26 protein-coding genes are annotated in these 25,793 nt (G+C 59.7%); 12 read left to right on the top strand and 14 right to left on the bottom strand.

The features are described 5' to 3' along the window. The first annotated feature begins 92 nt into the window (after positions 1–92). Together RVY79_RS09900 and RVY79_RS09895 are read left to right on the top strand one after the other, a co-directional pair. Positions 93–710 (top strand): TetR family transcriptional regulator, encoded by a 618-nt coding sequence (locus RVY79_RS09900; RefSeq protein WP_317463975.1) that lies wholly within the window; start codon positions 93–95, stop codon positions 708–710. A 62-nt stretch (positions 711–772) separates the two neighbouring features. Further along, a complete protein-coding gene (locus RVY79_RS09895; protein WP_317463974.1) occupies positions 773–1,681 on the top strand; it encodes an alpha/beta hydrolase in 909 nt (302 codons plus the stop codon). On the opposite strand, the gene RVY79_RS09890 is transcribed toward RVY79_RS09895, so the two are convergent. From RVY79_RS09890 to RVY79_RS09880, 3 genes are all read right to left on the bottom strand, one after another. Next, positions 1,678–2,511, bottom strand: coding sequence for a fructosamine kinase family protein (locus RVY79_RS09890; protein WP_317463973.1), 834 nt, complete (start codon positions 2,509–2,511; stop codon positions 1,678–1,680). The genes RVY79_RS09895 and RVY79_RS09890 overlap by 4 nt on opposite strands. Before the next feature lie 78 nt (positions 2,512–2,589). Further along, positions 2,590–4,419, bottom strand: a complete 1,830-nt coding sequence (locus tag RVY79_RS09885) for a monovalent cation:proton antiporter-2 (CPA2) family protein (RefSeq protein ID WP_317463972.1) — start codon at positions 4,417–4,419, stop codon at positions 2,590–2,592. Between the two features lie 65 nt (positions 4,420–4,484). Continuing rightward, on the bottom strand, positions 4,485–5,627 hold the full coding sequence (locus tag RVY79_RS09880) for a GNAT family N-acetyltransferase (RefSeq protein WP_317463971.1): 1,143 nt from the start codon (positions 5,625–5,627) through the stop codon (positions 4,485–4,487). A gap of 77 nt (positions 5,628–5,704) precedes the next feature. Here RVY79_RS09880 and RVY79_RS09875 point away from each other — a divergent pair, with 77 nt between their 5' ends. Together RVY79_RS09875 and pncB are read left to right on the top strand one after the other, a co-directional pair. Then, a complete protein-coding gene (locus RVY79_RS09875; RefSeq protein WP_317463970.1) occupies positions 5,705–6,004 on the top strand; it encodes a DUF4190 domain-containing protein in 300 nt (99 codons plus the stop codon). 102 nt (positions 6,005–6,106) lie between these two features. Further along, positions 6,107–7,279, top strand: a complete 1,173-nt coding sequence (gene pncB / locus RVY79_RS09870) for a nicotinate phosphoribosyltransferase (protein WP_317463969.1) — start codon at positions 6,107–6,109, stop codon at positions 7,277–7,279. Between the two features lie 57 nt (positions 7,280–7,336). Here pncB and RVY79_RS09865 read toward each other — a convergent pair whose 3' ends face one another. The 4 genes from RVY79_RS09865 to gap all read right to left on the bottom strand — a co-directional run bounded on the left by RVY79_RS09865 (position 7,337) and on the right by gap (position 11,274). Further along, entirely contained in the window at positions 7,337–8,143 is an 807-nt protein-coding gene (locus RVY79_RS09865) for a dienelactone hydrolase family protein (protein WP_317463968.1), read from the bottom strand. Between the two features lie 82 nt (positions 8,144–8,225). Continuing rightward, entirely contained in the window at positions 8,226–9,542 is a 1,317-nt protein-coding gene (locus tag RVY79_RS09860) for a diguanylate cyclase (RefSeq protein WP_317463967.1), read from the bottom strand. A 75-nt stretch (positions 9,543–9,617) separates the two neighbouring features. Next, positions 9,618–9,902, bottom strand: coding sequence for a hypothetical protein (locus tag RVY79_RS09855; protein WP_317463966.1), 285 nt, complete (start codon positions 9,900–9,902; stop codon positions 9,618–9,620). A gap of 370 nt (positions 9,903–10,272) precedes the next feature. After that, positions 10,273–11,274 (bottom strand): type I glyceraldehyde-3-phosphate dehydrogenase, encoded by a 1,002-nt coding sequence (gene gap / locus RVY79_RS09850; RefSeq protein WP_317463965.1) that lies wholly within the window; start codon positions 11,272–11,274, stop codon positions 10,273–10,275. A 178-nt stretch (positions 11,275–11,452) separates the two neighbouring features. Between gap and edd the strand changes: the two genes are divergently transcribed. The 6 genes from edd to RVY79_RS09820 all read left to right on the top strand — a co-directional run bounded on the left by edd (position 11,453) and on the right by RVY79_RS09820 (position 18,772). Then, entirely contained in the window at positions 11,453–13,324 is a 1,872-nt protein-coding gene (gene edd, locus RVY79_RS09845; protein ID WP_317463964.1) for a phosphogluconate dehydratase, read from the top strand. Further along, a complete protein-coding gene (glk, locus tag RVY79_RS09840) occupies positions 13,325–14,284 on the top strand; it encodes a glucokinase (protein ID WP_317463963.1) in 960 nt (319 codons plus the stop codon). It begins immediately after the preceding gene. Next, complete coding sequence (locus tag RVY79_RS09835) at positions 14,281–15,153, top strand: D-hexose-6-phosphate mutarotase (protein ID WP_317463962.1); 873 nt, start codon at positions 14,281–14,283, stop codon at positions 15,151–15,153. Before glk ends, RVY79_RS09835 begins: the two co-directional genes overlap by 4 nt. Then, positions 15,150–16,025, top strand: a complete 876-nt coding sequence (locus RVY79_RS09830; protein ID WP_317463961.1) for an aldo/keto reductase — start codon at positions 15,150–15,152, stop codon at positions 16,023–16,025. The genes RVY79_RS09835 and RVY79_RS09830 overlap by 4 nt, the downstream gene beginning before the upstream one ends. 120 nt (positions 16,026–16,145) lie before the next feature. Then, on the top strand, positions 16,146–17,804 hold the full coding sequence (gene pgi / locus RVY79_RS09825) for a glucose-6-phosphate isomerase (RefSeq protein WP_317463960.1): 1,659 nt from the start codon (positions 16,146–16,148) through the stop codon (positions 17,802–17,804). Next, positions 17,801–18,772, top strand: a complete 972-nt coding sequence (locus RVY79_RS09820; RefSeq protein ID WP_317463959.1) for a carbohydrate kinase — start codon at positions 17,801–17,803, stop codon at positions 18,770–18,772. Before pgi ends, RVY79_RS09820 begins: the two co-directional genes overlap by 4 nt. A gap of 80 nt (positions 18,773–18,852) precedes the next feature. Here RVY79_RS09820 and RVY79_RS09815 read toward each other — a convergent pair whose 3' ends face one another. From RVY79_RS09815 to RVY79_RS09790, 6 genes are all read right to left on the bottom strand, one after another. Beyond that, positions 18,853–19,743, bottom strand: a complete 891-nt coding sequence (locus tag RVY79_RS09815) for a CsgG/HfaB family protein (RefSeq protein WP_317463958.1) — start codon at positions 19,741–19,743, stop codon at positions 18,853–18,855. Positions 19,744–19,788: 45 nt separating this feature from the next. Further along, a complete protein-coding gene (locus RVY79_RS09810) occupies positions 19,789–20,235 on the bottom strand; it encodes a curli assembly protein CsgF (protein WP_317463957.1) in 447 nt (148 codons plus the stop codon). Between the two features lie 24 nt (positions 20,236–20,259). Further along, positions 20,260–20,829, bottom strand: a complete 570-nt coding sequence (locus RVY79_RS09805) for a hypothetical protein (protein WP_317463956.1) — start codon at positions 20,827–20,829, stop codon at positions 20,260–20,262. Positions 20,830–20,858: 29 nt separating this feature from the next. Beyond that, positions 20,859–21,239 carry a curli-like amyloid fiber formation chaperone CsgH gene (csgH, locus tag RVY79_RS09800; protein ID WP_317463955.1) on the bottom strand — a complete coding sequence of 127 codons (381 nt, stop codon included), beginning with the start codon at positions 21,237–21,239 and terminating at the stop codon, positions 20,859–20,861. Positions 21,240–21,328: 89 nt separating this feature from the next. Continuing rightward, positions 21,329–21,739 carry a hypothetical protein gene (locus RVY79_RS09795; RefSeq protein ID WP_317463954.1) on the bottom strand — a complete coding sequence of 137 codons (411 nt, stop codon included), beginning with the start codon at positions 21,737–21,739 and terminating at the stop codon, positions 21,329–21,331. A gap of 524 nt (positions 21,740–22,263) precedes the next feature. Further along, the gene (locus tag RVY79_RS09790) at positions 22,264–22,821 is read right to left on the bottom strand and encodes a DJ-1/PfpI family protein (protein WP_317463953.1); all 558 of its coding nucleotides are present in this window, start codon (positions 22,819–22,821) and stop codon (positions 22,264–22,266) included. A gap of 242 nt (positions 22,822–23,063) precedes the next feature. Between RVY79_RS09790 and RVY79_RS09785 the strand changes: the two genes are divergently transcribed. Continuing rightward, the gene (locus RVY79_RS09785; protein WP_317463952.1) at positions 23,064–23,990 is read left to right on the top strand and encodes a lysine exporter LysO family protein; all 927 of its coding nucleotides are present in this window, start codon (positions 23,064–23,066) and stop codon (positions 23,988–23,990) included. A gap of 108 nt (positions 23,991–24,098) precedes the next feature. Continuing rightward, positions 24,099–25,106, top strand: a complete 1,008-nt coding sequence (locus tag RVY79_RS09780; protein ID WP_317463951.1) for a LacI family DNA-binding transcriptional regulator — start codon at positions 24,099–24,101, stop codon at positions 25,104–25,106. 35 nt (positions 25,107–25,141) lie between these two features. Here the strand turns inward: RVY79_RS09780 and RVY79_RS09775 are convergent, their stop codons facing one another. Next, positions 25,142–25,681, bottom strand: a complete 540-nt coding sequence (locus tag RVY79_RS09775; RefSeq protein ID WP_317463950.1) for a gluconokinase — start codon at positions 25,679–25,681, stop codon at positions 25,142–25,144. Positions 25,682–25,793: the final 112 nt, after the last annotated feature.

Raw genomic sequence — 25,793 nt, 5'->3', positions numbered from 1 at the left:
ATGCCATTCACTTGGGGTATGATGACTAAAAAGTCTCGCCTTTCGGTGCTTACACCCCATCGTCTAGCTGGATTCATCAACGAGATCACGCCATGCCCCGCAGAACCAAAGCCGAAGCCGAGGCCACACGAGAAGCCTTGCTCGATGCCGCCGAAGACGTCTTCCTCGAAAAGGGCGTCTCACGCACCTCCCTCGAGCATATTGCGCGCCATGCCGGCATGACGCGCGGCGCCGTGTATTGGCACTTCAAGAACAAGGCCGACCTGTTCCATGCCATGCTCGACCGGGTCAAGATGCCGCTCCAGCAGATCATCGACGACATCACCGCCGAGCGCCAGGCCACAGGGCCGCTGGATACGCTGCGTCTTGCCACACTGCACGCTTTCGATATGCTCGAGCGTCCTCGCTCGTGTCGTGTTCACACCATCTTGATCCATCGCTGCGAATTCATCAGCGACATCAACCCGGTGGAGCTTCAGAACCGGCTGGCCTCGGATTGCCGTGAGGTCGTGCGGCGCTGTTTTCAGCAGGCCCACGACGAGGGTCTACTCATCGACGCGATCGCACCGGACGTTGCCACCCTGATGCTGCACTCGATGATCGGCGGTCTGGTACACGACTGGCTCCGAGCGCCCGATAGTTTCTCGCTGCGCGAAAGCGGTGGCGAGGCCATAGACAGTTTGTTCTACCTCATCACGCGGCACGCCTAAGGTCCTGCTGCATTGCAGCATCACGTCTATACTGGTGACGTGTCGATTTTCAGGACCATGCCGTGGATGAGCTTGTTCTGCTCCAGCACCGTGAACTCGAGATCGCCGTGCGCGTCTGGCATCCCGACGCCCCTCGGACACTGATCGCCTGGCATGGCCTGTCGCGCCATGGCGGTGACTTCGAGTTCCTGGCGCGCCTGCTGGGCCCCCGTTGGCGGTTGATCGCTCCCGATACGCCAGGGCGCGGCCTTTCCAGTTGGTCGCTCTTTCCTGCCTACGATTATCTCTACGCACATTACATGCGTATTGCCATCGCCGTCCTCGATCACTTCGAACTCACGAGCGTTCCTTGGCTAGGCACGTCGATGGGTGGGCTACTGGGGCTACTATTGGCCGCCGACGCGTCGCACGGCAACCGCGTAGCGGCCCTTATTCTCAACGATGTCGGTCCCACCATCGAAACCAAGGGCCTGCAACGCCTGGCGAATCACTTCATCTCGACGCAGCGCTTCACGACCTTGAAGGCGCTGGAGTCGGAACTCCGCGATCACTACCAAAGCTTCGGCATCGACAGCGAAGCGGTATGGCAACGCCTGCTCCTGGACAGTGCTCGGCGTTTACCCGATGGTAGCTGGAGTCACCATTTCGATCCGCGTATCGCCGAGCAATTCGTGCACGACACACCCCGCGACCTGTGGGCCGCCTGGAAAGCTCTGACTTGTCCCTTGATGACGATACGTGGCATGCAATCCGATATCCTGTCGCGCCAGACACTATCGATCATGCGTCACCACCAACCCAGCACCCGTATCCTCGAAGTGCCTGGGTGCGGCCATGCCCCCATGCTCGACAAGCCTTCCCAAAGCGCCCCGATCGCCGCGTTTCTCGACACGCGTCGGGTACGTGAACGGTGTGTCCCGCCTCCTGCTGGCATCACATGGTGGCAACGCATGTGGTCCCGACGGCATTAAGTCGATTGCAAGCGCGCAATAGCCCGCTCGACCCCCGCCCGGTAGGCACCACCGAACAGCAGCAAGTGATTGAGCAATGGGTACAACTGGAACAAGGTCTCGCGGCGCTCCCAATCATGGGGGCGAGCGCCATCCCAATATGCCTCGAAGAACGCTTCGCCCGGCGCGCCGAACAGCGTCAGCATCGCCAGATCGACCTCCGGGTAATGGTAATAGACAGCAGGATCGATGATGGCCGGACCCTCGGGCGTGGTGAACACATTGCCGGACCACAGATCGCCATGCACGAGGCGTGGCGATACGTCAGGCAACCATGTCTCGAGCCGACCAGCGACATCACCCAGGGCGTCCAACATCGTAGCGGGCAGCAAGCCGCGTTCAACACAGGCCGTGCCCAACGGCATCAGCCGCTGCTCGCGCTGAAACACGCGACCATCATCACAGGGCGTGTTGCATTGCGCCGTGGGCCCGCAGCGGTTATCACTCGGCCATCCATGATGCTCGCCGTGAACGGCGTGCAACGCGCGCAGGCCTGCACCTAACCTCGCCGCATCGCGCTTACCGCCCGATGCCAAGGCTTCCATGATCAACCATTCCCCTTCCTGGACGATCACCGTCGGCACCTTCAACCCTGTGTTCGCCCGGTGCAGGGCGCGCAAACCTTCGGCTTCGGCGGCCAAGGCCTCGGGGGCGTCGTGTTTGATCACCACTGCACCCTGATCGGTTTCCAGCCAGGCGACCTCGGCAATATCGCCCCCCGCCAAAGCCCGAGGCTCACCCCGAGCGACGAGATGTTGCGATGCCAGCAGGGCACGCAGCGACTCCTGCATATTGACCTCCCATTAACCGGTGTCCCTTTCCTGAACCGCGCACGCCCTGCCCGTAACGCCATGGAGGGCGGCGCGTAATCAACGTTCGTCCGACGTGGATGTGCTTGCCGTGTCCGATGCCGTATCGGCGCCTGTTTCCTTGCCTCGGCGCTGCTTCAACTCCTGCTGAAAAAGGGCCTGGAATTCAGCAATGGCTTCATGCTCGGTCTTCCTCAAGGTCTCCACATCATGGCGATGCGTGTAGGACGTTGCCAGCAATTGGTTGTCGAAGTCTCGGAAGGTGCGCACGGCCTCCAACGCATTGGAACCGGGATAGCCCAAGCCCTTGAGTACTTCCACGCTCATTTCCATGCTCGAGGCAAACGTCTCACGCACGACGGTATCGACGCCAAGCTCCATCAACTGCCAGGCATGATGACGATTGCGCGCGCGGGCGAAAGTTTTGATCTGCGGGTAATGGTTACGCACCATCCGCGCGATGGTCAGTGCCGCCTCCTCGTCATCGACGGCGATCACAAGCACCTTGGCTTGGCCGAGGCCCGCTGAGCGCAGGACGTCGAGACGCGCGGCGTCGGCATAATAGATGCGCGAGCCGAAGCGGCGAATGAATTCCACCTGGGTGATATTGGGATCGAGTGCGGTAAAGTTGATGCCCTGCAACTTGAGCACGCGCGCCACCATCTGACCGAAGCGCCCGAGCCCCGCGATCAGGACCGGCGGCGTCTCGTCGCCAAAGTCCTTGTCGTAGGGGCGGCTCTCCCCCATGCGGGAGGCGAGCCGGTTACCGCCACGATAGAGAAACGGCGTGAGCGCCATGCTCAGAGTCACCGCTGCGATACACAGGCTGGCGATGCGTTGATCGAACACTCCCGCGCTGACCGCCGCGCTGAGCAACACGAAGTCGAACTCGCCACCCTGGGCGATCACCGTCGCCAAGCGCGGGATCTCCTGACGCGGCAGACGTGCCACCATGCCCACCAGCGTGATGACGACCAGCTTGGCCACTAATAGCCCGGAGGTAATGCCCAGCACCCACCCTACGTTGTCGAAGACGAGCGTCAGATCGACCGACATGCCCACCGCAATGAAGAACAGCCCCAGCAGGATGCCCTTGAAGGGCTCGATGTTGGCCTCGAGCTCGTGCCGATAAACCGTATCCGCCAGCATGACGCCCCCGAGGAAGGCCCCCAGCGCCATGGAAAGACCCGCCCATTCCATGACCAGGGCTAGGGCCAGCACCAAGAACAACGCCGCGGCGGTGAATACCTCGTGCACACCGCTGCGTGCGATGAGCGCCAACACGCGCGGAAAGACCAGACGCCCGAAAACAATCGCGCCCAACACCATGCCCACGGCCTTGCCGATATCGAGCCATACCGCACTACCGTGGCCACTCAGGTCGCCGGCGAATAACGGCAACAAGGCGAGTAACGGGATGACCGCCAGATCCTGGAAGAGCAGGATGGAGAACGCCGTCTGGCCGTGAGGTGTCGCCAGACGATGCTGTTCATTGAGAAGCTGTAGGGCGAACGCCGTGGAAGACAACGCCAGGATCAGCCCCAGCAGCACCGCAAGCTCCCATGTCAGCCCCAATGCCAGCCCGATGGGCGTCAACAGCACGCCACACCCCAGTAGCTGCAAGACCCCCAACCCGAACAGCTTCTTGCGCATGCGCCACAAACGCGCGGGTTCCATCTCGAGACCGATGAGGAACAACAACATCACCACGCCGAACTCGGAGAAATGCAGCACCTCTTCAGGCTCTGAAATGAAGCCGAACACGGACGGCCCCAGCAGTAGCCCCGCCGCCAGATAGCCGAGTATCGAGCCCAATCCCAGACGTTGAAACAACGGCACAGCGATGATGGCTACGCCTAGCAGTACCGCTGCCTCATGGAAAAAATTCATTCGCTAGCGTTCCTCATGTCACATTTCCGGTCGCCCCCATGGTCAACCCTTGACGCTATGCCCGTTCATTGCGCATGGCGAAACGGCAGACGCTCGCGGCATGCCATTCGATACGCACCCATGGCCTGGCGCTCTTCGACGCAGAACCGCTCTACCGCCTCCCGAAACCCCGCATGCGGCAAATAATGCAGCGAAGTGCTCAGTTCAGGTGAGAAGCCGCGAATCAACTTGTGCTCACCCTGAGTACCGGGGTCGAAACGTTGCAGGCCCTGTTCCAGGCAGTATTCAATGCCTTGGTAATAACATGCTTCGAAGTGTAGGCAGTCGGCAACGACTTCACTGCCCCAGTAGCGTCCATACAACGTATCACCGCCTCGCAAATAGAGTGCCGCGGCGACCGGCGTTTCGCCCTGTCGCACCTGCACCAGCATGAGCGACTCCCCCATCGTCGCGCACAACCGGGTAAAGAACGCTTCGCTGAGATAGGGCATCTGCCCGCGCTCGAGATAGGTGATACGGTAGCAGCGATAGAAGTGGGCCAATGCAGCGGCATCGATGTCGCTCCCATTCAGTCGGTGCAGACTCAACCCCTGTTCAGCGACCTTGCGGCGTTCACGGCGAATCTCCTTGCGCCGTTTCCCCACCATCGACGCCAGAAAGCCCTCGAAATCGCCGTAGCTGGCATCGCGCCACTCGAAGCGCACTGCCTCACGCCGCAGCAAGGCCGGCCATTGTGCTTGCCACTGTGTGATTTCACGCTCATCGGCGAACAGCAAATGCCAGCTCGACAAATCGTCGCCCCGCTCCTCGAGAAAAGCCGCCACCGCCTGTATGGCCTGGGCGGACGAAGTGTCGGATGCCACGGCCAGGCGCGGCCCAACGGCTGGGGTGAAGGGAATGGCACTCAGCCGTTTGGGGTAATATCGGCCACCGGCACGCTCCCAGGCATCGGCCCAACTCCAGTCGAAGACATATTCGCCGAAGGAATGTGTCTTGAGATAGTGCGGCAACACACCGACCAGCCGCTCGTCTTGCCACAACGCGAGATGACGCGCTATCCATCCATTCTCGGCGGCCACACAGCCGGTACACTCCAGGGCATCCAGAAACTCATGACGCAGGAAGGGATATTGCCTGCCCACCAACGCATTCCACGTCTCACAGGGAATGTCGGCAACCCGCTGCAGCTCCCGTATCGTCAAGCCCATCGTCACGTCTCCCGAAGCGGATTCCCGAACATCACGGCTCATGCTAGGGTGAGGCCAACCCCTTTCTGGAGCAAGCGATGCCCCGCGACACGCCCATGCCATCCACGCCGCCCCCAACGCCGCCACAACTCAATACTATGGCTATCGCCGCTTTTGCGCTCAGCGTGCTGGGCATCTTCGTGCTGCCTAGCGTACTGGGGGGCGTCGTCTGCGGCCATCTGGCACGCCGGCAGATCCGTCGCACGGGCGAACAGGGCGACGCCTGGGCCCTGGCGGCGCTCATCCTCGGCTATTTGCTGCTTCTGCTATCGATCGCAGGCTTGTTATTGTTCGGTGGTTTCATGATCACCATGTTCGGTGTCATGGCCCTCATGTAGACACCTCTCCGACCGACGTCCAGCCTGGCAACAGTGGTGCCTGCCGCGTAGCTGCGCTAAGCTGGCGCCCCTGTTCCGGAACCTCGCCGTATAGGATGCACGATGCTGGATTCGCTCCTCGACAACGACTTTTACAAGTTCACCATGCAAAGCGCGGTCATCAAGCGCTTTCCCTATGCGCGAGCTCGCTATGCGTTCATCAACCGGGGCGACCATGCCTTCCCCCCCGGCTTTGCCGAGCGACTGCGCGAGGCAGTGGACGCCATGGCGAATTTATCGTTGACCCTCGAGGAAAAGCATTACCTGGAACGTACCTGCCCTTATCTCGACCCAACCTACCTCGATTTCCTCTCGGGGTTTCATTACGACCCCGGCGAGGTCGAGATCGTCCAGCAAGGCGGGCACTTTACGCTGCGCATCGAAGGACTCTGGTACCGCACCATCCTGTGGGAGGTGCCCCTAATGGCGCTGATCAGCGAGATCTGGTATCAGATGGGGGACGGTCAGCGCGATTCCGATGCGCTCATCGATACCCGCACCCGCGACAAGATCGAGCATTACAAGCGCCTGGGCCTCAAGATTGCCGAGTTCGGCACCCGTCGGCGCTATTCCTATGACGTCCACGACCGTGTCGTGGCATCGCTATGCCACCACGGTGGCGATACCTTTTCCGGCTCGAGCAACGTGCATCTTGCCATGCGTCACGGCGTCAAGCCGATCGGCACGCATGCCCATGAGTGGTTCATGTTTCACGGTGCGCGCTTCGGCTTCAAGATGGCCAATAGCCTGGCCCTGGAGCATTGGGTAGATGTCTATCGCGGCGATCTAGGCATCGCGCTGACCGACACTTTCACCTCCGCCACCTTCTTCGATAGCTTCGACAAGAAGTTCGCCAAGCTCTTCGACGGCGTGCGTCACGATAGCGGTGACCCTCTCGAGTTCGCAGCCGCCACCATCGCGCATTACGAACGCATGGGCATTGACCCACGCACCAAGACCATCATCTTCTCCGATGCCTTGACCCCGGAGCGTGTGGAGCGTATCGACAATTTCTGTCGTGGACGCATCACCACCGCGTTCGGCATCGGCACCAACTTCACCAACGATGTCGGCGTCACCCCCATGAACATGGTCATCAAGATGACCGAGGCACGTCCTGAGGGGCAGCACTGGATACCCGTCATCAAGCTCTCCGACGTCCCCGACAAGAACACCGGTGACGCCGACATGATCGAGCTCGCCAAACGCGTGCTAGCCCTCTCCCGGCGAGTCTGATACACCCGCGAGATAGCAGTGGCGAGGGCGGCTCGATGTACGCCGCCAGGTTGCGCGTCAGTCTTTATTGAGTGCCTGATCCAACGCCACCAGCGCAGCCTGCCAGGATGCCGCGTCAGCGGCGGCGTCATAGGCCAGCGGCAACTCAAATTCCTTGGCCTTGGCATCGGATGCCGGATTGCTGAAACCATGCTTGGCGCCAGGATATTGAACCACCCGCACCTCGGCGCCTTGCTCGCTCAACGTTTGTGCCATCGACTCCAATGCCTGCGTCTCCACCAACCCATCATCCGCACCATTATGGATCTGTACGATGCCATCGAAGGGTTGCGGTTCGGACACCGCCTGGGTGGGGCTGCCATGGAAACTGATCGCCGCCTCGATCGGCATGCCCGCCAGCGCCATGTTCATCACCACGCCACCGCCGAAGCAATACCCGATCGCAGCCATGCCACCATCGCTTACATACGGCTGCTTGCGAAGCTTGGCCATGGCCGCTTCGAGACTCGCGCGCGCCGTCGGCCAATCGCTCATCACGCGCTGGGAAAACGCCTTGGCATCCTGCGGATGCGCCGCTGTCTTACCCTGGCCATACATATCGACCGCCAGGGCGACGAAGCCCAGTGCCGCCAACTGATCGGCACGTGACTTGGCGTAATCGTTGAGCCCCCACCATTCATGCACCAATAATACCGCCGGGCGCGGCTCATCGTCGTTGACGTTGCGTGCCAGATACCCCTGATATGTCTTCCCGCCGGTGGAATACTCAAACGTTTCACCGACGACCTTCGGGCCTTCCACGGTCTCCGCCCAGACACCGAAACTCAGCATGCTCAGCAAGCAGATCAGCAGAATTCGCATCATGTTCTTCTCCTTGATTCTTATACCGTGTCCGGATAACGCTCGTCGATATCGCATACGAGGATCGGGTTATTGCATAACATGCTCATACGGGCGATGGCGGCGCCTGATGCACGCGGTTGCGGCCATTGCGCTTGGCGTCATAGAGCCCCATGTCAGCACGGTGTAGCAGCGACTCCACGCCCTCGTGGGAGTAGCGTTCCGCCACGCCGAAACTCACCGAGAAGCTCAACCATTCGCCATGAAACTCCACCCGAACGCTTTCGAATTTCTTGCGTAGCCGCTCTGCCAGCAACGCCGCGTCGTTCAGCGACTGACCAGCCAGCATCAACGAGAACTCTTCACCGCCGATGCGCCCGAAAACATCGTGATCACGCAACGCAGTGCGGCACATTTCACCCACACAAGCCAACACCAAGTCTCCGGCCGCATGCCCCCAAGTGTCGTTGATCGTCTTGAAATGGTCGATATCAAAAATTACCAAGGAAACACGCTGAGCGACATGATCGGCGGCTTCCAGACCACTACGCAAGCAACTCAAGTAGGCGTCTCGATTGAGCGCCCCGGTGAGACTATCAGTTGTCGAAAGCTCCTGCAGGCGATGCTCGCGATGCTTGCGATCAGTGATATCGCGGGCCACCGCGAGGATCCATTCGTAGCGCTCACTGGCAGGGTTCAAATAGGGCGAGCAGCAAGTTTCCAGCCACACATAGTGGCCGCGTCGATGGCGCATGCGTAGCTCCATGCGCAACGGCTCGCCACGCCGCGAGGCATCGCGTATCAGGCGCTGCACGCGCGGCGCATCGTCCGGCGGCAACAACGCCAGTAGTCCGCGATCGTGCAAGTATTCAGGACAATGCCCGAGCAGGCCGCGTATCGACGGCGACGCGAAGCGACACTCGCTCTCAGCGTCCATCAGTACGATGGCATCGCTGATATTTTCGACAATGAATCGGTAAAAGCGCTCATTCTCGGCTAGCGCTTCGAGGCGCGTCAACGCGGCCTGAGTCTCGCTGATATCGGCCAGGGAACCGACCAACTCGATCACTTCGCCTGCGGCATCACGCTGCACTGCAATATCGTCTTGCACATAACGAACACGCTCTTCGGTATCCAAGATGCGGTAATATAGGCGAATACGTGACTCGCCCGTTGCCAGCCCCGCAAACAGACGGGCCTCGGCTTCCTGGGCATCGCGCACATGCTCCAGCCACAAAGCTGGAGTGGCCTGAAGTTGCGCCCGCGTAGCGCCGATCAGCGTCGCGAGATTATAGCTAACGTAGTGCAGATCGTTGCGCCACCAGCCGGGGCCGGTTGCATACAGGGTGGCGGGAGAGCCCTCCAGCAATGCTTCGCAATCACTAGGAAGCGTGGAGAAATCCTTCGCGGCCGGTATATCCATAATGAGTCATAGCCCCACTTCACAGGCTTAGTGACGAATTCACACGACCGCTGACTAGACGAAAGCACCCGCTGACTACCGCACCCCGGTTCGCCGCTGCGGCGAGACGGGTGAGGCCTCCGGCTCGGGTTGCTCAACGGTTTGGCAATCATGTGTCTCGAGATAGGCCGACACCAAGGTGCGCAGCTCTTCAATGCTCAGCGCCACACGCTCGCAACGGGACTGTCCCGACCAAGCGACGTAGACGGCAGGTGTCTCGCGCGATTGATCGACACCCGTAATTCTGCCTTGGCGATTGCGATGTCCGTCGCGCAGCATGACACCGACCAGCCGATGAGCCTGTTGCACAAAATCGCGCATGATGCCCGTTCCGTTGATGAGAAATAATGCATGCCCCTGTGAGTCTACCACAGAAGGGACATGAGCCCGACCCTACCTTGAGCCTAGGCCCGCCACGGCGTTGCGTCATCTCTACAGGAGCTTAGGCATCGTCACGAAAGTTGCAATCCGATGGCCATGCAGTGCTGCCTTACTTTGAACATCGGCCACAGGGGATCGAACCTTGAGTGTCCCGACAGAAAAAAGGCGCCCTGAGGCGCCTGATTTCCCGGGCACCTGGCGTACCCGATGGAAGCGAGAGCGAACGGATAACGATCGAGCGGAGCCGTGAGTGCGCGAGACGTGTATCCGGACGCTCCCACACGGAGTGGTTACGTCACCGACGACAGCCTTACTTGGCCGCGTGCATTGCCAGTGCCGTATCCAGCATACGGTTGGAGAAACCCCACTCGTTGTCGTACCACGCCATCACCTTGACCAGACGCCCGTTGACGCGCGTGTGATTGGCATCGAAGGTGGACGAGTTGGCATCGTGGTTGAAGTCGATCGACACCAGTGGCTGGGCATTGGAGGCCAGCACCGGAGAATTCTCGGCCGCCTTCTCGACGATGGCGTTGATTTCATCCTGAGTGGTGTCACGACCTGCAGTGAAGGTCAGGTCGACCAGCGACACGTTGATAACCGGCACGCGAACCGCCAGGCCATCGAACTTGCCCTCGAGCTCTGGCAATACCCTACCCACGGCCGCTGCGGCCCCCGTCTTGGTAGGAATCATCGACTGGGTCGCGCTACGCGCCCGGTAGGGATCCTTATGGTAGACGTCGGACAGGTTCTGGTCGTTGGTGTAGGCATGCACCGTCGTCATCAAACCGTTTTCGATGCCTACCGCATCGTTGAGCGCCTTGGCGACCGGCGCCAGGCAGTTGGTGGTGCAAGAGGCGTTGGAGACCACGCGATGCTCGCTGGTCAACACGTCCTCATTGACGCCGAACACCACCATGGCATCGGCATCGCCACTGGGCGCGGAGATCAGCACACGCTCGGCGCCAGCTTCAAGGTGCTTGGCGGCGGCGTCACGCTTGGTGAAGAGCCCCGTACATTCCATGACCAGATCGACATTCAGCGATGTCCAGGGCAAGGCGGCCGGGTCGCGCTCGGACAATATGCGGATGCGGTCGCCATCGACGTTCAACGACTCATCGTCATGCCCCACCTCGAACATAAAGTGCCCATGCACGCTATCATGCTTGAGTAGATGGGCGTTGAGCGACGGGTCCCCCAGATCGTTGATGGCCACGACCTCGACGCGGTCGCGATAACCGTTTTCGTAGAGAGCCCGCAGGACGTTACGGCCGATACGCCCAAACCCATTGATTGCAATACGCAGCGTCATAATGGCTTCCTCTATTTAATTGGCACTTTGATTGGCGTGAACCCAAGGATACGATAAGAACCTTTTGGAAGAATACTACAACCATTCCCTCAATTTGGCCAAAAGACGCACGACCATCAAGGTATTTTTTGCTAAATTTACTTACATGATCACCCACCGCACTTGATGAGGTCCTGACATGCCACTGAATCAGACCGTTGCCGACGTTACTCGCCGCATCGAAGAGCGTTCCAAGGAACGCCGTGCGCTCTATGAAAAGAACATGCACGATCAGTACAAGCGCGGAGTGCACCGCGGCGAACTAAGCTGCGGCAACCTTGCCCATGGCGTGGCCGCCTGCGGCAGCCAGGACAAGAACCAGCTCAAGCTGATGAATTCCGCCAACCTAGGCATCATATCGGCTTACAACGACATGCTGTCGGCGCACCAGCCCCTGGAAACCTTTCCCGCCACCATCAAGGACGCCGCTCGACAAATGGGCTCGACCGCCCAGTTCGCCGGTGGCGTCCCCGCCATGTGCGATGGTGTTACCCAGGGTCAGCCGGGCATGGAGCTGTCGCTGTTTTCACGTGATGTCATCGCCATGGCGACGGCGGTAGGCCTGTCGCACAACATGTTCGATGGCGCCTTGTACCTCGGGGTGTGTGACAAAATCGTTCCGGGGCTGTTCATTGCAGCGGCGCGTTTTGGCCACCTGCCGGCCACCTTCGTGCCCGCAGGCCCGATGCCCAGCGGCCTACCCAATAAGGAAAAGGCCCGGGTCCGCCAGCTGTTTGCCGAGGGCAAGGCCACGCGTGAAGACCTGCTGGAAGCCGAGTCGCAGTCCTACCACAGCCCCGGCACCTGCACCTTCTATGGCACCGCCAACTCCAACCAGTTGATGATGGAGATGATGGGCCTTCACCTGCCGGGGACATCGTTCGTCAATCCTGGCACCGAAATGCGCGAGGCCCTGACTCAGTTCGCCACCCAGCAGACGATTCGCAACACCGAGCCGGGTGGCGATTATCGGCCCTTCTACAAGCAGGTCGACGCGCGTGCCATCGTCAACGCCATCGTCGGCCTGCTCGCTTCGGGCGGCTCCACCAACCATACCCTGCACTTGGTGGCCATGGCGGCCGCTGCGGGGCTAACCCTGACCTGGGACGACTTCACCGATCTGTCTGCGGTGACGCCGAGCCTGATGCACGTCTATCCCAACGGCCAGGCGGACATCAATCATTTCCAGGCCGCGGGCGGCATGAGCTTCCTGTTCCGTGAACTGATCAAGGCCGGGCTCATCCACAGCGACATCCCGACCGCGTTCGGTACCGACATGACGGCGTACACCAAAGAGCCCTTCCTCGAGGACGGAGAACTGATCTGGCGCGAAGGCCCCGAGCAAAGCCTCGACGAAGACGTCCTGCGCCCGGTGTCGAACCCCTTCTCCCCGACCGGCGGACTGACGGTGCTCGACGGCAACCTGGGGCGCGGCGTGATCAAGATCTCCGCCGTGAAGCAAGAAAATCGCCTGGTAGAAGCGCCCATTCGGATCTTCGAGGATCAGAACGACCTGCAGGGCGCTTTCGAAGCCGGTGAGCTAGACCGTGACGTCATCGCCGTCGTCCGCTTTCAAGGGCCCCAGGCTAATGGCATGCCCGAGCTGCACAAGCTCACGCCCTATCTCGGGGTTCTACAAGATCGCGGCTACAAGGTCGCACTGGTGACCGACGGCCGCATGTCCGGCGCCTCCGGCAAGGTCCCCGCGGCGATCCACATGACGCCGGAAGCCCTCGACGGCGGCCCGCTGGGCAAGCTGCGCGACGGCGATATCGTGCGCCTCGACGCCGACAACGGTAGCCTGGAAGTAAAACTCGACGCACAAACCTGGGCACAACGCGAGCAGGCTGTCGGCAATCTCGACCACTATCATGTGGGCCTGGGACGCGAACTCTTCGCCGGCTTCCGCCAGCTCGCCATGCGCGGCGAGGAAGGCTGCAGCGTGTTGGGTGGCTTCGAGGCTGCGGACCTTCAGCGCCAAGAGACACGAACGCAAGGCGGGGACGCTTGAATGACTCGACCTGCCTTGATTGGCGACATCGGCGGCACCAATGCCCGCTTCGCCTTGGTGACGCCGGGAGCGTTCGATCTTCAAGCCATTCGAACGCTCCCTTGTGCCCATTATCCCACACTCTCCGATGCAATCCGCGCCTATCTCGACGAGGTGGGCGCAGACGTTCCTAGCGAGGCCTGCCTCGCCTTCGCCTGCCCCGTGCACAACGATGAAGTCCGCATGACCAACAATGCCTGGCACTTCTCCAAGCGCCAGGTCACTGAGGAATTCGGCTTCGAGCTGTTCAAGGTCATCAATGATTTCACCGCGCAAGCCCTCGGCGTCCCCCATGTAGATACCAAAGACTTGGTGCCGCTGGGGGAAGGCGAAGCCGCTCCCGGCAGCGCAAGATTGATCTTCGGCCCCGGCACCGGGCTGGGCATGGCGGGTCTCTTTCCCGGTCAACACGACTGGATACCACTGCCCACCGAGGGCGGTCACGTGTCCTTCGCGCCCACCGACGCGCATGAACGCGAGCTGCTGGCGTACTTTCATCAGCACTACGAGCGTGTCTCGGTGGAACGCATTCTTTGCGGACAAGGCTTGCTGGATCTATATCGCGCACACGCGCACTTGGCCAAGCAAGTCGCACATTACAATACGCCCGCCGAGGTCACCGGCGCGGCACGCGCAGGCGATCCGCTGGCACGTCAATCCCTCGAACGTTTCCTCAAGATTCTCGGTGATGTCAGCGGCGATGCGGCCTTGATGCTCGGTGCGCGCGGCGGCGTCTATCTGTGTGGCGGTATCCTGCCACGCCTGCTCGATTGGCTGCCCCACAGCCACTTCCGTGACGCCTTCGCCGACAAAGGGCGCATGCACGCGTACACTGCACACATTCCCGTGTGGGTGGTCACAGCACCCTGGAATGGGTTGCTGGGTGCCTGCGAAGCGTTACATAACGAGGAGGTGGCATGATTCCTGATTCCCTGCGTCAATTGCTCGACGCGACCCAGGGGCAACGCGAAGCCGAATGGCAAGGGCGCCGCGTACTATTGTTCAATGCCGACTGGGGCGAGCTAGCGGTCTCTCTGCAAGGCGCCCAGGTGCTGCATTTTCGGCCCGCCTCCGAACACGGTGATGGTTGGCTGTGGGTCACGTCCACGCCACAAGCCGTACCGGGCACGATACGTGGCGGCATCCCAGTGTGTTGGCCATGGTTCGCCGACGAGTCGCCGGACGGTCGCGGCCCCATGCATGGCACTGCGCGTCAGGCAGAGTGGCGACTGGACGGGGTCGACGACGAGGACGAAGGCGTCGAAGTGCACTTTTCACCGACCACGCGCCTCGACGAACAACTCACGCCCCGCGTGGTGATCCACGCTAGCGCCCGGCGTCTGCATGTCGAATTGATCACCGAACACCTGGGTGAAACACCGGTGAAACTGACAGCGGCATTGCATACCTACTTCACCGTTGCACACGCTCACCAATGCCGTATCGAGGGTCTGGCCGGCGCGCGCTACTTGGACAAGCGCCTGGACTTCTCCGAGGCGCACCAACAGGGCGAACTCGGCGTACGCGGCCCGCTGGATCGCATCTACGAATCCAACCGCCCCCTAGTGCTCGACGACGGCGTACGCCGTTTCAAGATCGCCAAACAAGGCAGCGATTCGACGGTAGTCTGGCATCCCGACACCGACTTGCCCGGCGACACACCCACCGATGCCGGCCATCGTTTCCTATGTGTCGAGGCCGCCTGCACCCGCATCGACCCCGTATGGCTGGTGCCCGGCGCCCAGCATCTCCTGGCCACCACGCTGACCCACGAGGACATGCCCCAATGAGCGACGAGTTGACTTTCGACGTCCCTTTCGTGCTGGGCATGATGCGCCTCCACGATCGCCCCGAGCTGGCCGATGCCACGCGTTTGGCCGACTGGATCGAGGCACGCCTCGATGAGGGGCTCGTTTGGTTCGATCACGCCGACATCTACGGCAACCGCGAGTGTGAACGGTTGTTCGGTGAGGCCTTGTCACAGCGTCCAGCACTCAAAGGCCGTGTCAAGGTGATCACCAAGACCGATATCGTGCTGCCCGCTCGCGACACGTCGCGTTTCGGGGTCAAGCACTACGATACCTCTCCCGGCTATCTCAACGCGCGGATCGACGCCTCGCTGGCACAACTCGGCGTCGAACGCCTCGAACATTTCCTGCTACACCGCCCAGACCCGCTGCTCGATGCCCACGCTACTGCAGCCGCGCTGGATGCCGCCATCGACGCCGGCAAGATCGGTGCGGTGGGGGTTTCCAACTTCTTGCCCGAGCAATGGCGACGCCTGCAAGCCGCCATGCGCCATCCGCTTGGCGCGCATCAATTCGAGCTGTCACTGGCACGTCCGGAAGTGCTTTTCGATGGATTCTATGATGCCGTCATCGCCGACGACCTCGCGCCCATGGCCTGGTCGCCACTAGGCGGTGGATTAGTCTTCGAGGATGTCCTGGGCAGCGCGCTGGAGCATTTCGCCACAGAGTTCGAGTCGAGCACCGCCGGATTGGCACTGGCATGGCTACGACGCCTGCCGGGGCACCCCGCGCCCGTCATCGGTACCCTGAAGGAAAGTCGTATTCAAGCATTGCACCGTGACAGTAACCTGACGCTGGATCGGGCCACTTGGTTCGCATTGCTCGAAGAGGCACGTAGTCACCGTGTGGCCTAGCCAGCGTCTCGCATGCGGCTTTCGTCGAATGACTATTGTGGACCCGATGGCAAGCTGACACGATTCACCCAAACCGACCCGCGTGGTCATGCCGCTCGACTCATGAAGAAGGATGACGCCATGTTCCAACTCACGCGCAGCGTCACCTGGCGCGCTCTCGAACGTCTTCACCGCGAGACAGCCAATGATCGCATCAGTGATTACTTCGCCGCCGACCCCAAACGTTTCGACAAAATGAGCCTGCGTGTCGGCGGCCTGTTCCTGGATTATTCCAAGCACCACGTTTCGGATGCCGTACTCGCCAAGCTGATCGAGCTCGCCGACCACTCGGCACTGGTCCAGCGTCGCGCACAGATGTTTTCCGGCGACATCATCAATGTCACCGAAGACCGCCCGGTCCTGCATACCGCCCTGCGTCATCTAGGCGACGAACCGGTCTACGCCGATGGCAAGGATGTCATGCCCGAGATTCAGAGCACGCGCGAGCAGATCAAGCGCTTCTCGGAAGAAGTACGCAGCGGTGACTGGAAGGGCTATAGCGGCGAGCGGATCAAGGACGTGGTCAACATCGGCATAGGCGGCTCGGATCTGGGGCCCAACATGGCCTGCCGAGCGCTTCTCAAGCACCGCAACGGCGAACTCAATTTTCACTTCGTTTCCAACGTCGACGGCGCACATATCCAGAAAGTGCTGAGAGCACTCGATCCGGCGACCACGCTGTTCATTGTCTCGACCAAGACCTTTTCGACCCAGGAAACGCTGCTCAACGCCAAGACCGCGCGGCGCTGGTTCCTCGACCATGCCGGCGAAGATGCCGATGTCGGCGCGCATTTCATCGCGGCCTCGACCAACCGCAAAGCCGCGATGGAATTCGGCATCCGCGAGGAAAACGTCTTCGAATTCTGGGCCTGGGTCGGCGGGCGATACTCGATGTGGTCGTCGATCGGTCTGCCCATCGCGTTGTCCATCGGCTTCGAAGGGTTCATGGAACTCCTCGAAGGTGCCTACGAGATGGACCAGCACTTCATCGAGGCGCCGTTCGAGGAGAACATGCCGGTCCTCATGGCATTGATCGGCATCTGGTACATCAATTTCATCGGCGCCGAGACGCATGCCATCGTGCCCTACGACCAGGCCTTGCATCAGCTGCCATCGTTTCTTCAGCAGCTCGACATGGAATCCAACGGCAAGTCGGTGGATATCTTCGGCCAGCCGGTGAACTACAAGACCGGCCCCATCGTCTGGGGGCAAACGGGCTCCAACGGGCAACATGCGTTCTTCCAACTGCTGCACCAGGGCACGCGCTACGTGCCCATCGACTTCATCGCCTCGCTCAAGCCCGAGCCGGAATTCGAAGATCACCACTTCGCCCTGCTCACCAACATGCTGGCGCAGGCCAACGCCTTCATGGAAGGCAGCCAGGACGGTAGCCAGCTCGACCCCTACAGCTGCCCCGGCAACCGCCCCTCGAGTACACTACTGCTCGATGAGCTGACACCCAAGAATCTGGGCGCGTTGATCGCCTTGTACGAACACAAGGTCTTCGTCCAGGGCGTGATCTGGAATATCAACTCTTTCGACCAGTGGGGCGTACAACTTGGCAAGCGCATCGCCGGCGAAATCAGCGAGCGCATTGACACCAACGCCGCAGATTTCGATGTGTCGACCCAAGGCCTGCTGTCGCTGGTGCGCGAGCACTTCCCCGCGCCGCAGGCGGCGTCGACGCCGGACGACAAGAAACCGGGCAGCAACAAGAAACCACGAGGAAAGACGTCATGACACCGCTCATTGCCTTCGGTGAGGCGCTCGTCGACATGCTGTCCAATCGCCTGGATGGCGCCACCGGCAACCTCCCCGAAACCTTCACACCCTATGCGGGCGGCGCGCCGGCTAACGTCGCCGTGGCCTGCGCTCGCCTGGGGCTGCCGAGTCGTTTCTTGGGCATGGTCGGCGACGACCGCTTCGGCGACTTTCTCGTCGAGGAACTCGCGCGTCATGGTGTGTCGGTCGAGGACATTCGCCGCACGCGCGAGGCGCGCACGGCTCTGGCCTTCGTCTCGCGCGATGCCCACGGCGAGCGGCGTTTCGACTTCTACCGTCCGCCCGCGGCGGATCTGCTCTACCGCCTTGAGGACCTTCCCGCAGGTATCTTCGCCGAGCCAGTGATCCTGCATCTTTGCAGTAACAGCCTTACCGATGATGCAATCGCCGAGACCACGCTGAGCATCGCCGATATCGCCCGGCGCGGCGAAGCCTTGATCAGCGTCGATGCCAACCTGCGCCACAACCTGTGGCCCGATAATCGCGTCGATATCGGCCGTGTCACTGCCCTGCTCGACCACGCGCATCTACTCAAGCTGTCCCGCGAGGAGCTCGACCTGCTGCGCGGCGATCACGACACCGATACCTGGCTGCAATGGCGCCTGGCCGCCGGCGTGCGAATGATCGTGATCACCGACGGGTCAGCCCCCGTCATCGTGCACCGGCTTGGCGAGGTGATTCACGTCACACCGCCCGAAGTGACGGCCGTGGACACCACTGCGGGGGGAGACGCCTTCGTGGGCGGCCTGCTGGCACAACTGGCCGAGGCCGATGTCACGGCCGCCACCCTCGGCGACTGGTGCCAGGACGAGACCCGCTTGCGAGACGCCACCCAACGCGCCTGTCGCTGCGGGGCCTTCGCCGTCACCCGCCCCGGCGCTTACACGGCACTGCCCACGCGCGACGACCTCGACGCTATGCCCTGAAACAAGCCGAGCGCCCATCTTGGGCGCTCGCCGTGGTTGTCGTCTCGTGCCATGCGGACATCAACAACGCCGCTCTGCCTCTACAGCGCTGCTGCCACTTCTTTATCGTCATTCATCTTACCCAGGGTGCCTTCCAGCGTCTGGATCCGATCATGATACGTTGTGATCGCCTGCCTGCCCGTCTCGGCATCGGCGAATGACCAAGTCTCATTTTCGGCCCCCTCGATAATAGTGGTATAGACGGCCAGCTCAATCGCTTCTCGAACGGCTAGCTGCGGGGGGTCATTGCGCGTAAACCCTGCTTCCAATTCGAAAAGCTCATCGACGGCAACGTAACGAAATACCGAGCCCTGCACCAGGAAGGAATAAATCTTCTTGGTTGTCGTAACACTGTTCAACACACGGCCTGTTTTCACGCTGACGAGGCGCATATTCACGGTCACCAGATCGCTGCGATATTCAGTATTGGCACCAATGCCGAGGTATCGGGCTCCAACGCCGCCTGTGGAGAGGTTCGTCTCATAGGCGATAATCCCCCCTTCGACAATGACACCGGCAAATGTCAGGGGAGGTAGAGGCGTTGCCGATGCACCGTTGAACTGCTGACGAGTGGACTGAATGACTTGGCGCTCTCTGAGTAGATTGGGCAGCCCTCGACGCTCCATGACATTGAACCATTGACCTTCCCCTGCTTTTTCCAATACATCCACCATGATGGCGTCAGCACCTTGTGTGACCGCACGCGAATATTCCGCAAAATTCTCATTCGGCTTGTATTGCCCGGTCAAATCGGAAAACTCATACACAGCAATATCGATCGGACGCGCGGCAGCCGGAAGTTTTTCGAGCAACGATGATGTCTTGGTTTCCTGAACGAAGCCAGCGGGCTCCGACGGCATCATCTGGCCAGATACACAGCCGCCCATCATCAGCAACGCGCTCAGCCCCAAAAGTCCCTTGATAATATTCATACCGCACCCGTGAGTTCTTATAGTATAAGATATATCGCACTAGCATTACTGACCTATAGGCGATCTAGGAATATTTACAACATTGGTATTGATGCCATCCGAAATATTCACGACAACTCTGTCGCCAACCGTCTCGTAAGACACCATGGCACCGTCCAGGGAAAAGCTTCCCGAGGGTGGAGCACCATCCTGGAAAATAGCCTCCGATAGCTGACTCGCCGAACCAGCGATCATAGTATTGCGTATGGCATCCGCAAACTTGTCAGCCGTCGTCTCTTCCTCGAACAAAGATGAGTAGTCATCGCCATCATCCTTGTACTGATTCTGCACATCGGCCGTCTGCATAAGATAATTTATATAAAAGGGATCTCCCCCGAATGCAGGATTAATAGGTTGATATACCAGATCACCCGCCAAAGCACTGGGTGTGATGCCGAGCGTTGCAAGCAACGCCCCCCCCAGGAAAAGACGAAAATTCACTCGACGTATCATGACACTCTCCCCTATCTATCAGAATTATTCAGAAATCGCTTTACTGATACGGCCGTGCGGCGTATCCAGCACCACAGACGCTTCATGCTCACTTCCAGAAAACACCAATGGCGGACGATTTTGAATATTCTCGCCTCGCTGCAGATGCAATACCTTTTTATTTCCACCCACAACGACGATATCGGAAGTAAGAAGACTCCCTTTCTGATCGACGACGATGGCATTGCGCCGACCTACCAAACTGATATGAGACTCAAGGTCGTCTCCCACCTGACGTTGGTAGGTCAAATTCTTATCTCCCTGTAAACTCACCACTGCCTTGTTACGATTCCCATATTGTAGGGTATAGGTCACATTACTTTTCTCGGGGGGAGAAAGAGAAAGATCATCGAAGTATCCTGTCTCGATGGCATTGATTAACCCTTCTCCTGGTGTAGAGAAACTGGCGACTTGACGCCCATTGTTATAGGTCGTACGTTCAGCCTCGGATATCTGTTCCACGAAGGCTAGGGAACTCTCTCCCATGGCGGCGGGTAACATCGGCACCATAGCCACTAACACAAGGAAGCCAAGCACTGCGGGGTGGTGTTTCATGATCTTCCTCCCATTTCACCTTGCAAGCCCTAGAGAGGACTCACGACCTCTTCTGCTTCACAGGTGGTACCGGTAAGCCGCTCGGTCACTGTCAAATGAAACTCCAACCAGCCTGCCGGTGCCAGCCGAAACTGCACGCGTGAGGTGACCGCCTGCTCACCCGGTTGAAGTAGTTGGGAACCGGATTGCTCAATCGTTCCCGACCCACCTGGATCAATCTTTAGCGTTCGTAGAACATAGTCCGCACGCGTCGGCTTGACACTCTCAATAATGCCGACTGCCGTCACGATATCCTCCTGCTGCTCTACCGCTATCCGGCAATACAACTGGTTGAACACCTGTTGCCCCTCACTGGCAAGAGGGTAAAAAAGCACACAAGCGCATACGAATTGTTTTATCCTGTAGAACATGATGACGCTCTCATAGCGCTTAATATTGCTTACCAATAAAGCTCCCCGGGCCACAACGAGCGCCCGGGGATCAACGCGCTCAGCTGATATTAGTTCTTCTGAAGAGCGTTGAAGGAATTACTATAACCATGCTGCGTATGAACGGTCACGTTATTATTCCCGTACTGCCGTGCGATCCCTTTGTTATCAACGCCACCCTGATGATAGGACATGGTATTATAGCTCCCATCTTGCAACCCTGTCATCTTGTTACCAAAGCCGTACTGCTCTGCCTGACGGACAAAGTTATTATTCCCTTCCTGGGTCAGAGCTGCCTTATTGAAGGCACCATGCTGAATTGCCCTGCTACCATCCGTGGCAACTCTGTTGCCATCTCCTGTTTGCGTGGTATTGAAGGAGTTTTTAGCGCCTACCTGATTCATATAGACTTCATTACTATCGGCAGCGGCGTATCCGCTCATCACGGACAGAATGCTTGCAGCCAGAATCAACTTTTTCATCTTATTCACCTTTGTACAGTTATAACAAACCTTCAGAGCCCTGGACCCCTTGATCCCTAGGCTCACTCGCGAGCGAATTATAATGTTTGAAACACTAACTTAACGCTCACTAACAATTCTTATCGCAATGTAAAAAACCGTCAAACACAAAAAGTCCTAAATACATAAAAGTATGACATCAGATAAATCATGAAATTTTTAATAACAACAACCAAACTCCTCATACCTATCGATATGCGTCATCATCCGAAAAAACAGAAGACCTATTTAAGTAGCTTTCAACTCAACACGTTACGTCTTGAGTCATCGCACTATTCAGTACCAGAGCGCCGCTCGCTGAAAACGATGCGCACACGGCCATCTGAATGCATCGCCGCTCAGTAAAGCAATGCGCTCAACACCAGACGCGGAAACACGACGAGCGCCCGTTACGGGCGCTCGTCGTGGCTATCGACTCAGTTTTGAGGGAGCATTACGACTGGCATGTCGAGTGGTTCGTGATGCGCTTCGAAAGGTAGTGAGGCTTACAGCAAGGCGTTGAACTGCTTGAGCCATTCGGGATGCGCGGGCCACGCCGGGGCCGAGACCAAGCGACCACAGGTCACCGCCTGATCGGCCGCAAGATCGACGAATTCGCCGCCTGCCAAGCGTACTTCCGGCGCACAGGCGGGATATGCCGAGACGCGCCGTCCGGCAAGCGACGTCGCAGCGGCAAGCAATTGTGCTCCGTGGCAGATCGAGGCAACGGGCTTGTCGGCCTCCAGGAAGTGCCGCACGATGGCCAGAACACGCTCATCAAGGCGCAGATATTCTGGGGCGCGCCCTCCCGGCACCACCAGCGCAGCGTAGTCTGATGCCTCGATCTCGGCGAAGCTGGCATTCACGATGAAGTGATGGCCGGGCTTTTCGGAATAGGTCTGATCACCCTCGAAATCGTGGATGGCCGTTTTGACGCTATCGCCCTTTTTCTTGTCGGGACAGACCGCGTCGACGTCATGTCCCATCGCCTGCAGTGCCTGGAAAGGCACCATGATCTCGTAGTCCTCGACGAAATCACCGACAATCACGAGTATTCTGGCCATGCGTTGAGCTCCTGCGGGAAGGTGGGAAACGGGTTGCTCTTTCAGCGTAGTGCCTGGCACGCCATGCCGCACATCAAGACGGCGTTACACTTCCGGCTTACCAATCAGCGTGGAATACTACCGTGACGGCGAGTTGAGCCGATGAAAGGTGCTAACCCCCCATAAGCAAAAGCTTTTGCGTGCCCCACCCGGCTCACATAGAGTGGCCGCTTCCGAAGCGACTTACACCACCAGGAGCGGGCATGCTGGCCGGACTTTTGTTGATACTGCTTCCCCTGATCGTGGGCTACCTGGTGCCGGTACGTCATAGTGGCGTGCTTGCCATGATCGACCGCGGCGTCAATGGCTCTGTCTACGTCATCCTGTTTCTGATGGGTATCAGCCTGGCGGGGCTCGAGGATCTGCTCGGCCAGCTGTCGCAGATGAGCGGCCAGGCCGCGACGCTGTTCGCGATCATCACCCCCCTCAATCTGATCGCGCTGGCCTGGTTATCACGCCGCAGCCGCCTGCGCGCCGGACAGTCGCCTCGCCTCCCCGATGCACCGACCAGCACCGGCGCGGCTTTCCTCGGGTCGCTGTCGCTCGCCGGCGTGGTAATTTTGGGAACCCTGTTCGGCGCGGCGGCCGGCCATTGGGGCGCCGGAATCGTGCATGCCTGGTCGGAGCCACTCGCCGAATGGGCACTCTACTTGCTGCTGGCATTAATCGGCTGCCAACTGCGCAACTCAGGCATGCCGCTCAAGCAGATTCTTCTCAACCGCCATGGCTTGATCATTGCGACCAGCGTGGCCCTCAGTTCGTTGCTCGGCGGCTTGTTGGCCGCTCCACTGCTCGACCTGCGCTGGAACGAAGGCCTCGCCATGGCTGCCGGTTTCGGCTGGTATTCACTCTCGGGAATTCTCATCGGCGATCAGCTCGGCCCAGTACTCGGCGGGGTCGCCTTCTTCAACGACTTGGCGCGCGAGCTTTTCGCCTTTCTGCTCATTCCGCTGCTCATTCATCGGGCCACACCGCTGGCCATCGGCTATGGCGGCGCCACGTCCATGGACTTCACCCTGCCCGTCATCCAGCAGCACGGCGGCGTGGCCTGCGTGCCCATCGCCATCGTCAACGGCTTCTTGCTATCGCTACTCTCGCCACCGCTGATCCTCTTATTGCTGTCCTTCTGACGCCGCTTGCGACCATGGCCCAACTGCCATGTCCTGGCGAGAATGCTAATCTCCAGAAACGTTACCGCTAACATGGCGGCATAAAATAACAACGGAATGGGGAGACACATGCCGCGTCGTTCGTCGGGTCGCGTCACTCTGCAGCATATCGCCGAACGCGTCGGCGTCAGCAAAATCACGGTATCGCGGGCCTTACGTGAACCCCAACGCGTTTCCGAAACTCTCAGGCTACGTATCGAGGAGGCCACTGAGGCGCTGGATTACGTTCCCAATCGCCAAGCCGGGGCACTCTCCAGCGGACGCAGCCTGAGCGTGGCATTGCTGGTGCCATCGATTTCCAACTCGGTGTTCTCCGAGGTCCAGCGCGGCGTCGATGAAGGGCTGCGCGAGGCGGGTTACCAGGTGCTCATGGGCCACACCGGGTACTCGATTCTCGAGGAAGAACGACTGATCGATATCTTCCTCGCCTACGGCGTCGACGGCTTCGTGCTCTCCAGCACTCGACACACCGACTACGCCCAGCGCCTGCTGAGTCGATCGCGCCTGCCGGTGGTCGAGACCATGGAATTGACCGACACTCCGCTCGATATCAATGTCGGTCTCGATCAACGCGCGGCCGGTCGCGCCATCGGGGAGGCCTTGATCGCTGCCGGCTATCGGCGCATCGGATTCTGCGGCGCACGGCTCGATTATCGCGTTCAGCAACGTCTGGCCGGCTGGGAAGATGCCTTGAAAGCGGCGGAACTGTCGACGCAGCGCTGCCAGACGACGCCGCGTCCCTCGTCCTATCGCCTGGGCGGGGAACTGCTGTCAGCCATGCTCGAACGTTGGCCGGACATGGATGCCGTGTTCTGCTGCAACGATGACCTGGCGGCAGGCGCCTTGTTCGAATGCCAGCGACGGCGTCTCGATGTGCCCGGTCAGTTGGCCCTGGCGGGCTTCAACGGCCTGGATATCACCGACGCGACCTGGCCGACGCTCACCACCGTGATCACGCCACGTCGCACCATTGGTGAACAAGCCGCGCGTCTGCTCGTCAAGCGCTTGCAAGGGGCGCCGCGCGAGCCATCCCGCCATGACATGGGCTTCGAGATCGCACTGCGTCAAAGCACCTGACGCACTAGCTCTTCTCTCAACCACCGCTCGCACTCTCAAGAGGCATGCTCGGTATCACCACGCACCAGGCCTTGCACGCTGAGGGCGACGACGTCGTCCAGCGACGCATCGATGTTAACGGTAACAGCCTCGCCTTCTCCCGGCGCCTCGAGTGTGGCCAACTGGCTATCGAGCATGGCTTCACCCTTGAAGAAGTGATCCTGACGCGCCTTCAAGCGCTCCAGCAGCACCTCGCGCGTGCCGGCCAAATGTACGAAACATAGCGCATCATCACCGCCACGCAATACGTCGCGATACTCGCGCTTGAGCGCCGAACAACCGATTACCACCGTTTCACGATTGTCGCGCCCTTCGCGCACGAGTTCAGCCAAACGTGCCAGCCAACCAGCGCGGTCGTCATCATCGAGCGGCTCACCGCGTGACATCTTTTCCACGCTAGTCGTCGAATGATAGTGATCACCATCGATGAAACGTCCATCGAGCGCCTCGGCCAGGCGTTCACCGACCGAGGTCTTGCCGCAACCCGACACGCCCATGACGATGACCCGCTGCGTCTTGCCTGTCGATTCGCTCATATTCACTCTTCCTCGTTCTCTATTCGCCTTTCAAAGCATTGTTATGCATGCAATGTTACCGGTAACATTCATTTTCCTAAATCCGACGCCAAGGCACAACGCGACCATCGCC

This window comes from Chromohalobacter sp. HP20-39 (assembly GCF_033052815.1).
Lineage (GTDB): Bacteria > Pseudomonadota > Gammaproteobacteria > Pseudomonadales > Halomonadaceae > Chromohalobacter.
Note: the sequence above shows the minus strand (reverse complement) of the source record. Positions and strands in the feature narration are given on the sequence as shown.

Bases quoted from the DNA above. Each gene is read 5' to 3' on its own strand.
- RVY79_RS09815 (WP_317463958.1), bottom strand. From the start codon at position 19,743: ATGAATATTATCAAGGGACTTTTGGGGCTGAGCGCGTTGCTGATGATG.
- pncB (WP_317463969.1), top strand. From the start codon at position 6,107: ATGCTGGATTCGCTCCTCGACAACGACTTTTACAAGTTCACCATGCAA.
- RVY79_RS09880 (WP_317463971.1), bottom strand. From the start codon at position 5,627: ATGGGCTTGACGATACGGGAGCTGCAGCGGGTTGCCGACATTCCCTGT.
- glk (WP_317463963.1), top strand. From the start codon at position 13,325: ATGACTCGACCTGCCTTGATTGGCGACATCGGCGGCACCAATGCCCGC.
- RVY79_RS09775 (WP_317463950.1), bottom strand. From the start codon at position 25,681: ATGAGCGAATCGACAGGCAAGACGCAGCGGGTCATCGTCATGGGCGTG.
- csgH (WP_317463955.1), bottom strand. From the start codon at position 21,239: ATGTTCTACAGGATAAAACAATTCGTATGCGCTTGTGTGCTTTTTTAC.
- RVY79_RS09890 (WP_317463973.1), bottom strand. From the start codon at position 2,511: ATGCAGGAGTCGCTGCGTGCCCTGCTGGCATCGCAACATCTCGTCGCT.
- RVY79_RS09785 (WP_317463952.1), top strand. From the start codon at position 23,064: ATGCTGGCCGGACTTTTGTTGATACTGCTTCCCCTGATCGTGGGCTAC.
- RVY79_RS09805 (WP_317463956.1), bottom strand. From the start codon at position 20,829: ATGAAACACCACCCCGCAGTGCTTGGCTTCCTTGTGTTAGTGGCTATG.
- RVY79_RS09855 (WP_317463966.1), bottom strand. From the start codon at position 9,902: ATGCGCGATTTTGTGCAACAGGCTCATCGGCTGGTCGGTGTCATGCTG.
- RVY79_RS09865 (WP_317463968.1), bottom strand. From the start codon at position 8,143: ATGATGCGAATTCTGCTGATCTGCTTGCTGAGCATGCTGAGTTTCGGT.
- RVY79_RS09875 (WP_317463970.1), top strand. From the start codon at position 5,705: ATGCCCCGCGACACGCCCATGCCATCCACGCCGCCCCCAACGCCGCCA.
- RVY79_RS09795 (WP_317463954.1), bottom strand. From the start codon at position 21,739: ATGAAAAAGTTGATTCTGGCTGCAAGCATTCTGTCCGTGATGAGCGGA.
- edd (WP_317463964.1), top strand. From the start codon at position 11,453: ATGCCACTGAATCAGACCGTTGCCGACGTTACTCGCCGCATCGAAGAG.
- RVY79_RS09810 (WP_317463957.1), bottom strand. From the start codon at position 20,235: ATGATACGTCGAGTGAATTTTCGTCTTTTCCTGGGGGGGGCGTTGCTT.
- RVY79_RS09790 (WP_317463953.1), bottom strand. From the start codon at position 22,821: ATGGCCAGAATACTCGTGATTGTCGGTGATTTCGTCGAGGACTACGAG.
- RVY79_RS09780 (WP_317463951.1), top strand. From the start codon at position 24,099: ATGCCGCGTCGTTCGTCGGGTCGCGTCACTCTGCAGCATATCGCCGAA.
- RVY79_RS09820 (WP_317463959.1), top strand. From the start codon at position 17,801: ATGACACCGCTCATTGCCTTCGGTGAGGCGCTCGTCGACATGCTGTCC.
- pgi (WP_317463960.1), top strand. From the start codon at position 16,146: ATGTTCCAACTCACGCGCAGCGTCACCTGGCGCGCTCTCGAACGTCTT.
- RVY79_RS09900 (WP_317463975.1), top strand. From the start codon at position 93: ATGCCCCGCAGAACCAAAGCCGAAGCCGAGGCCACACGAGAAGCCTTG.
- RVY79_RS09860 (WP_317463967.1), bottom strand. From the start codon at position 9,542: ATGGATATACCGGCCGCGAAGGATTTCTCCACGCTTCCTAGTGATTGC.
- RVY79_RS09885 (WP_317463972.1), bottom strand. From the start codon at position 4,419: ATGAATTTTTTCCATGAGGCAGCGGTACTGCTAGGCGTAGCCATCATC.
- gap (WP_317463965.1), bottom strand. From the start codon at position 11,274: ATGACGCTGCGTATTGCAATCAATGGGTTTGGGCGTATCGGCCGTAAC.
- RVY79_RS09830 (WP_317463961.1), top strand. From the start codon at position 15,150: ATGAGCGACGAGTTGACTTTCGACGTCCCTTTCGTGCTGGGCATGATG.
- RVY79_RS09835 (WP_317463962.1), top strand. From the start codon at position 14,281: ATGATTCCTGATTCCCTGCGTCAATTGCTCGACGCGACCCAGGGGCAA.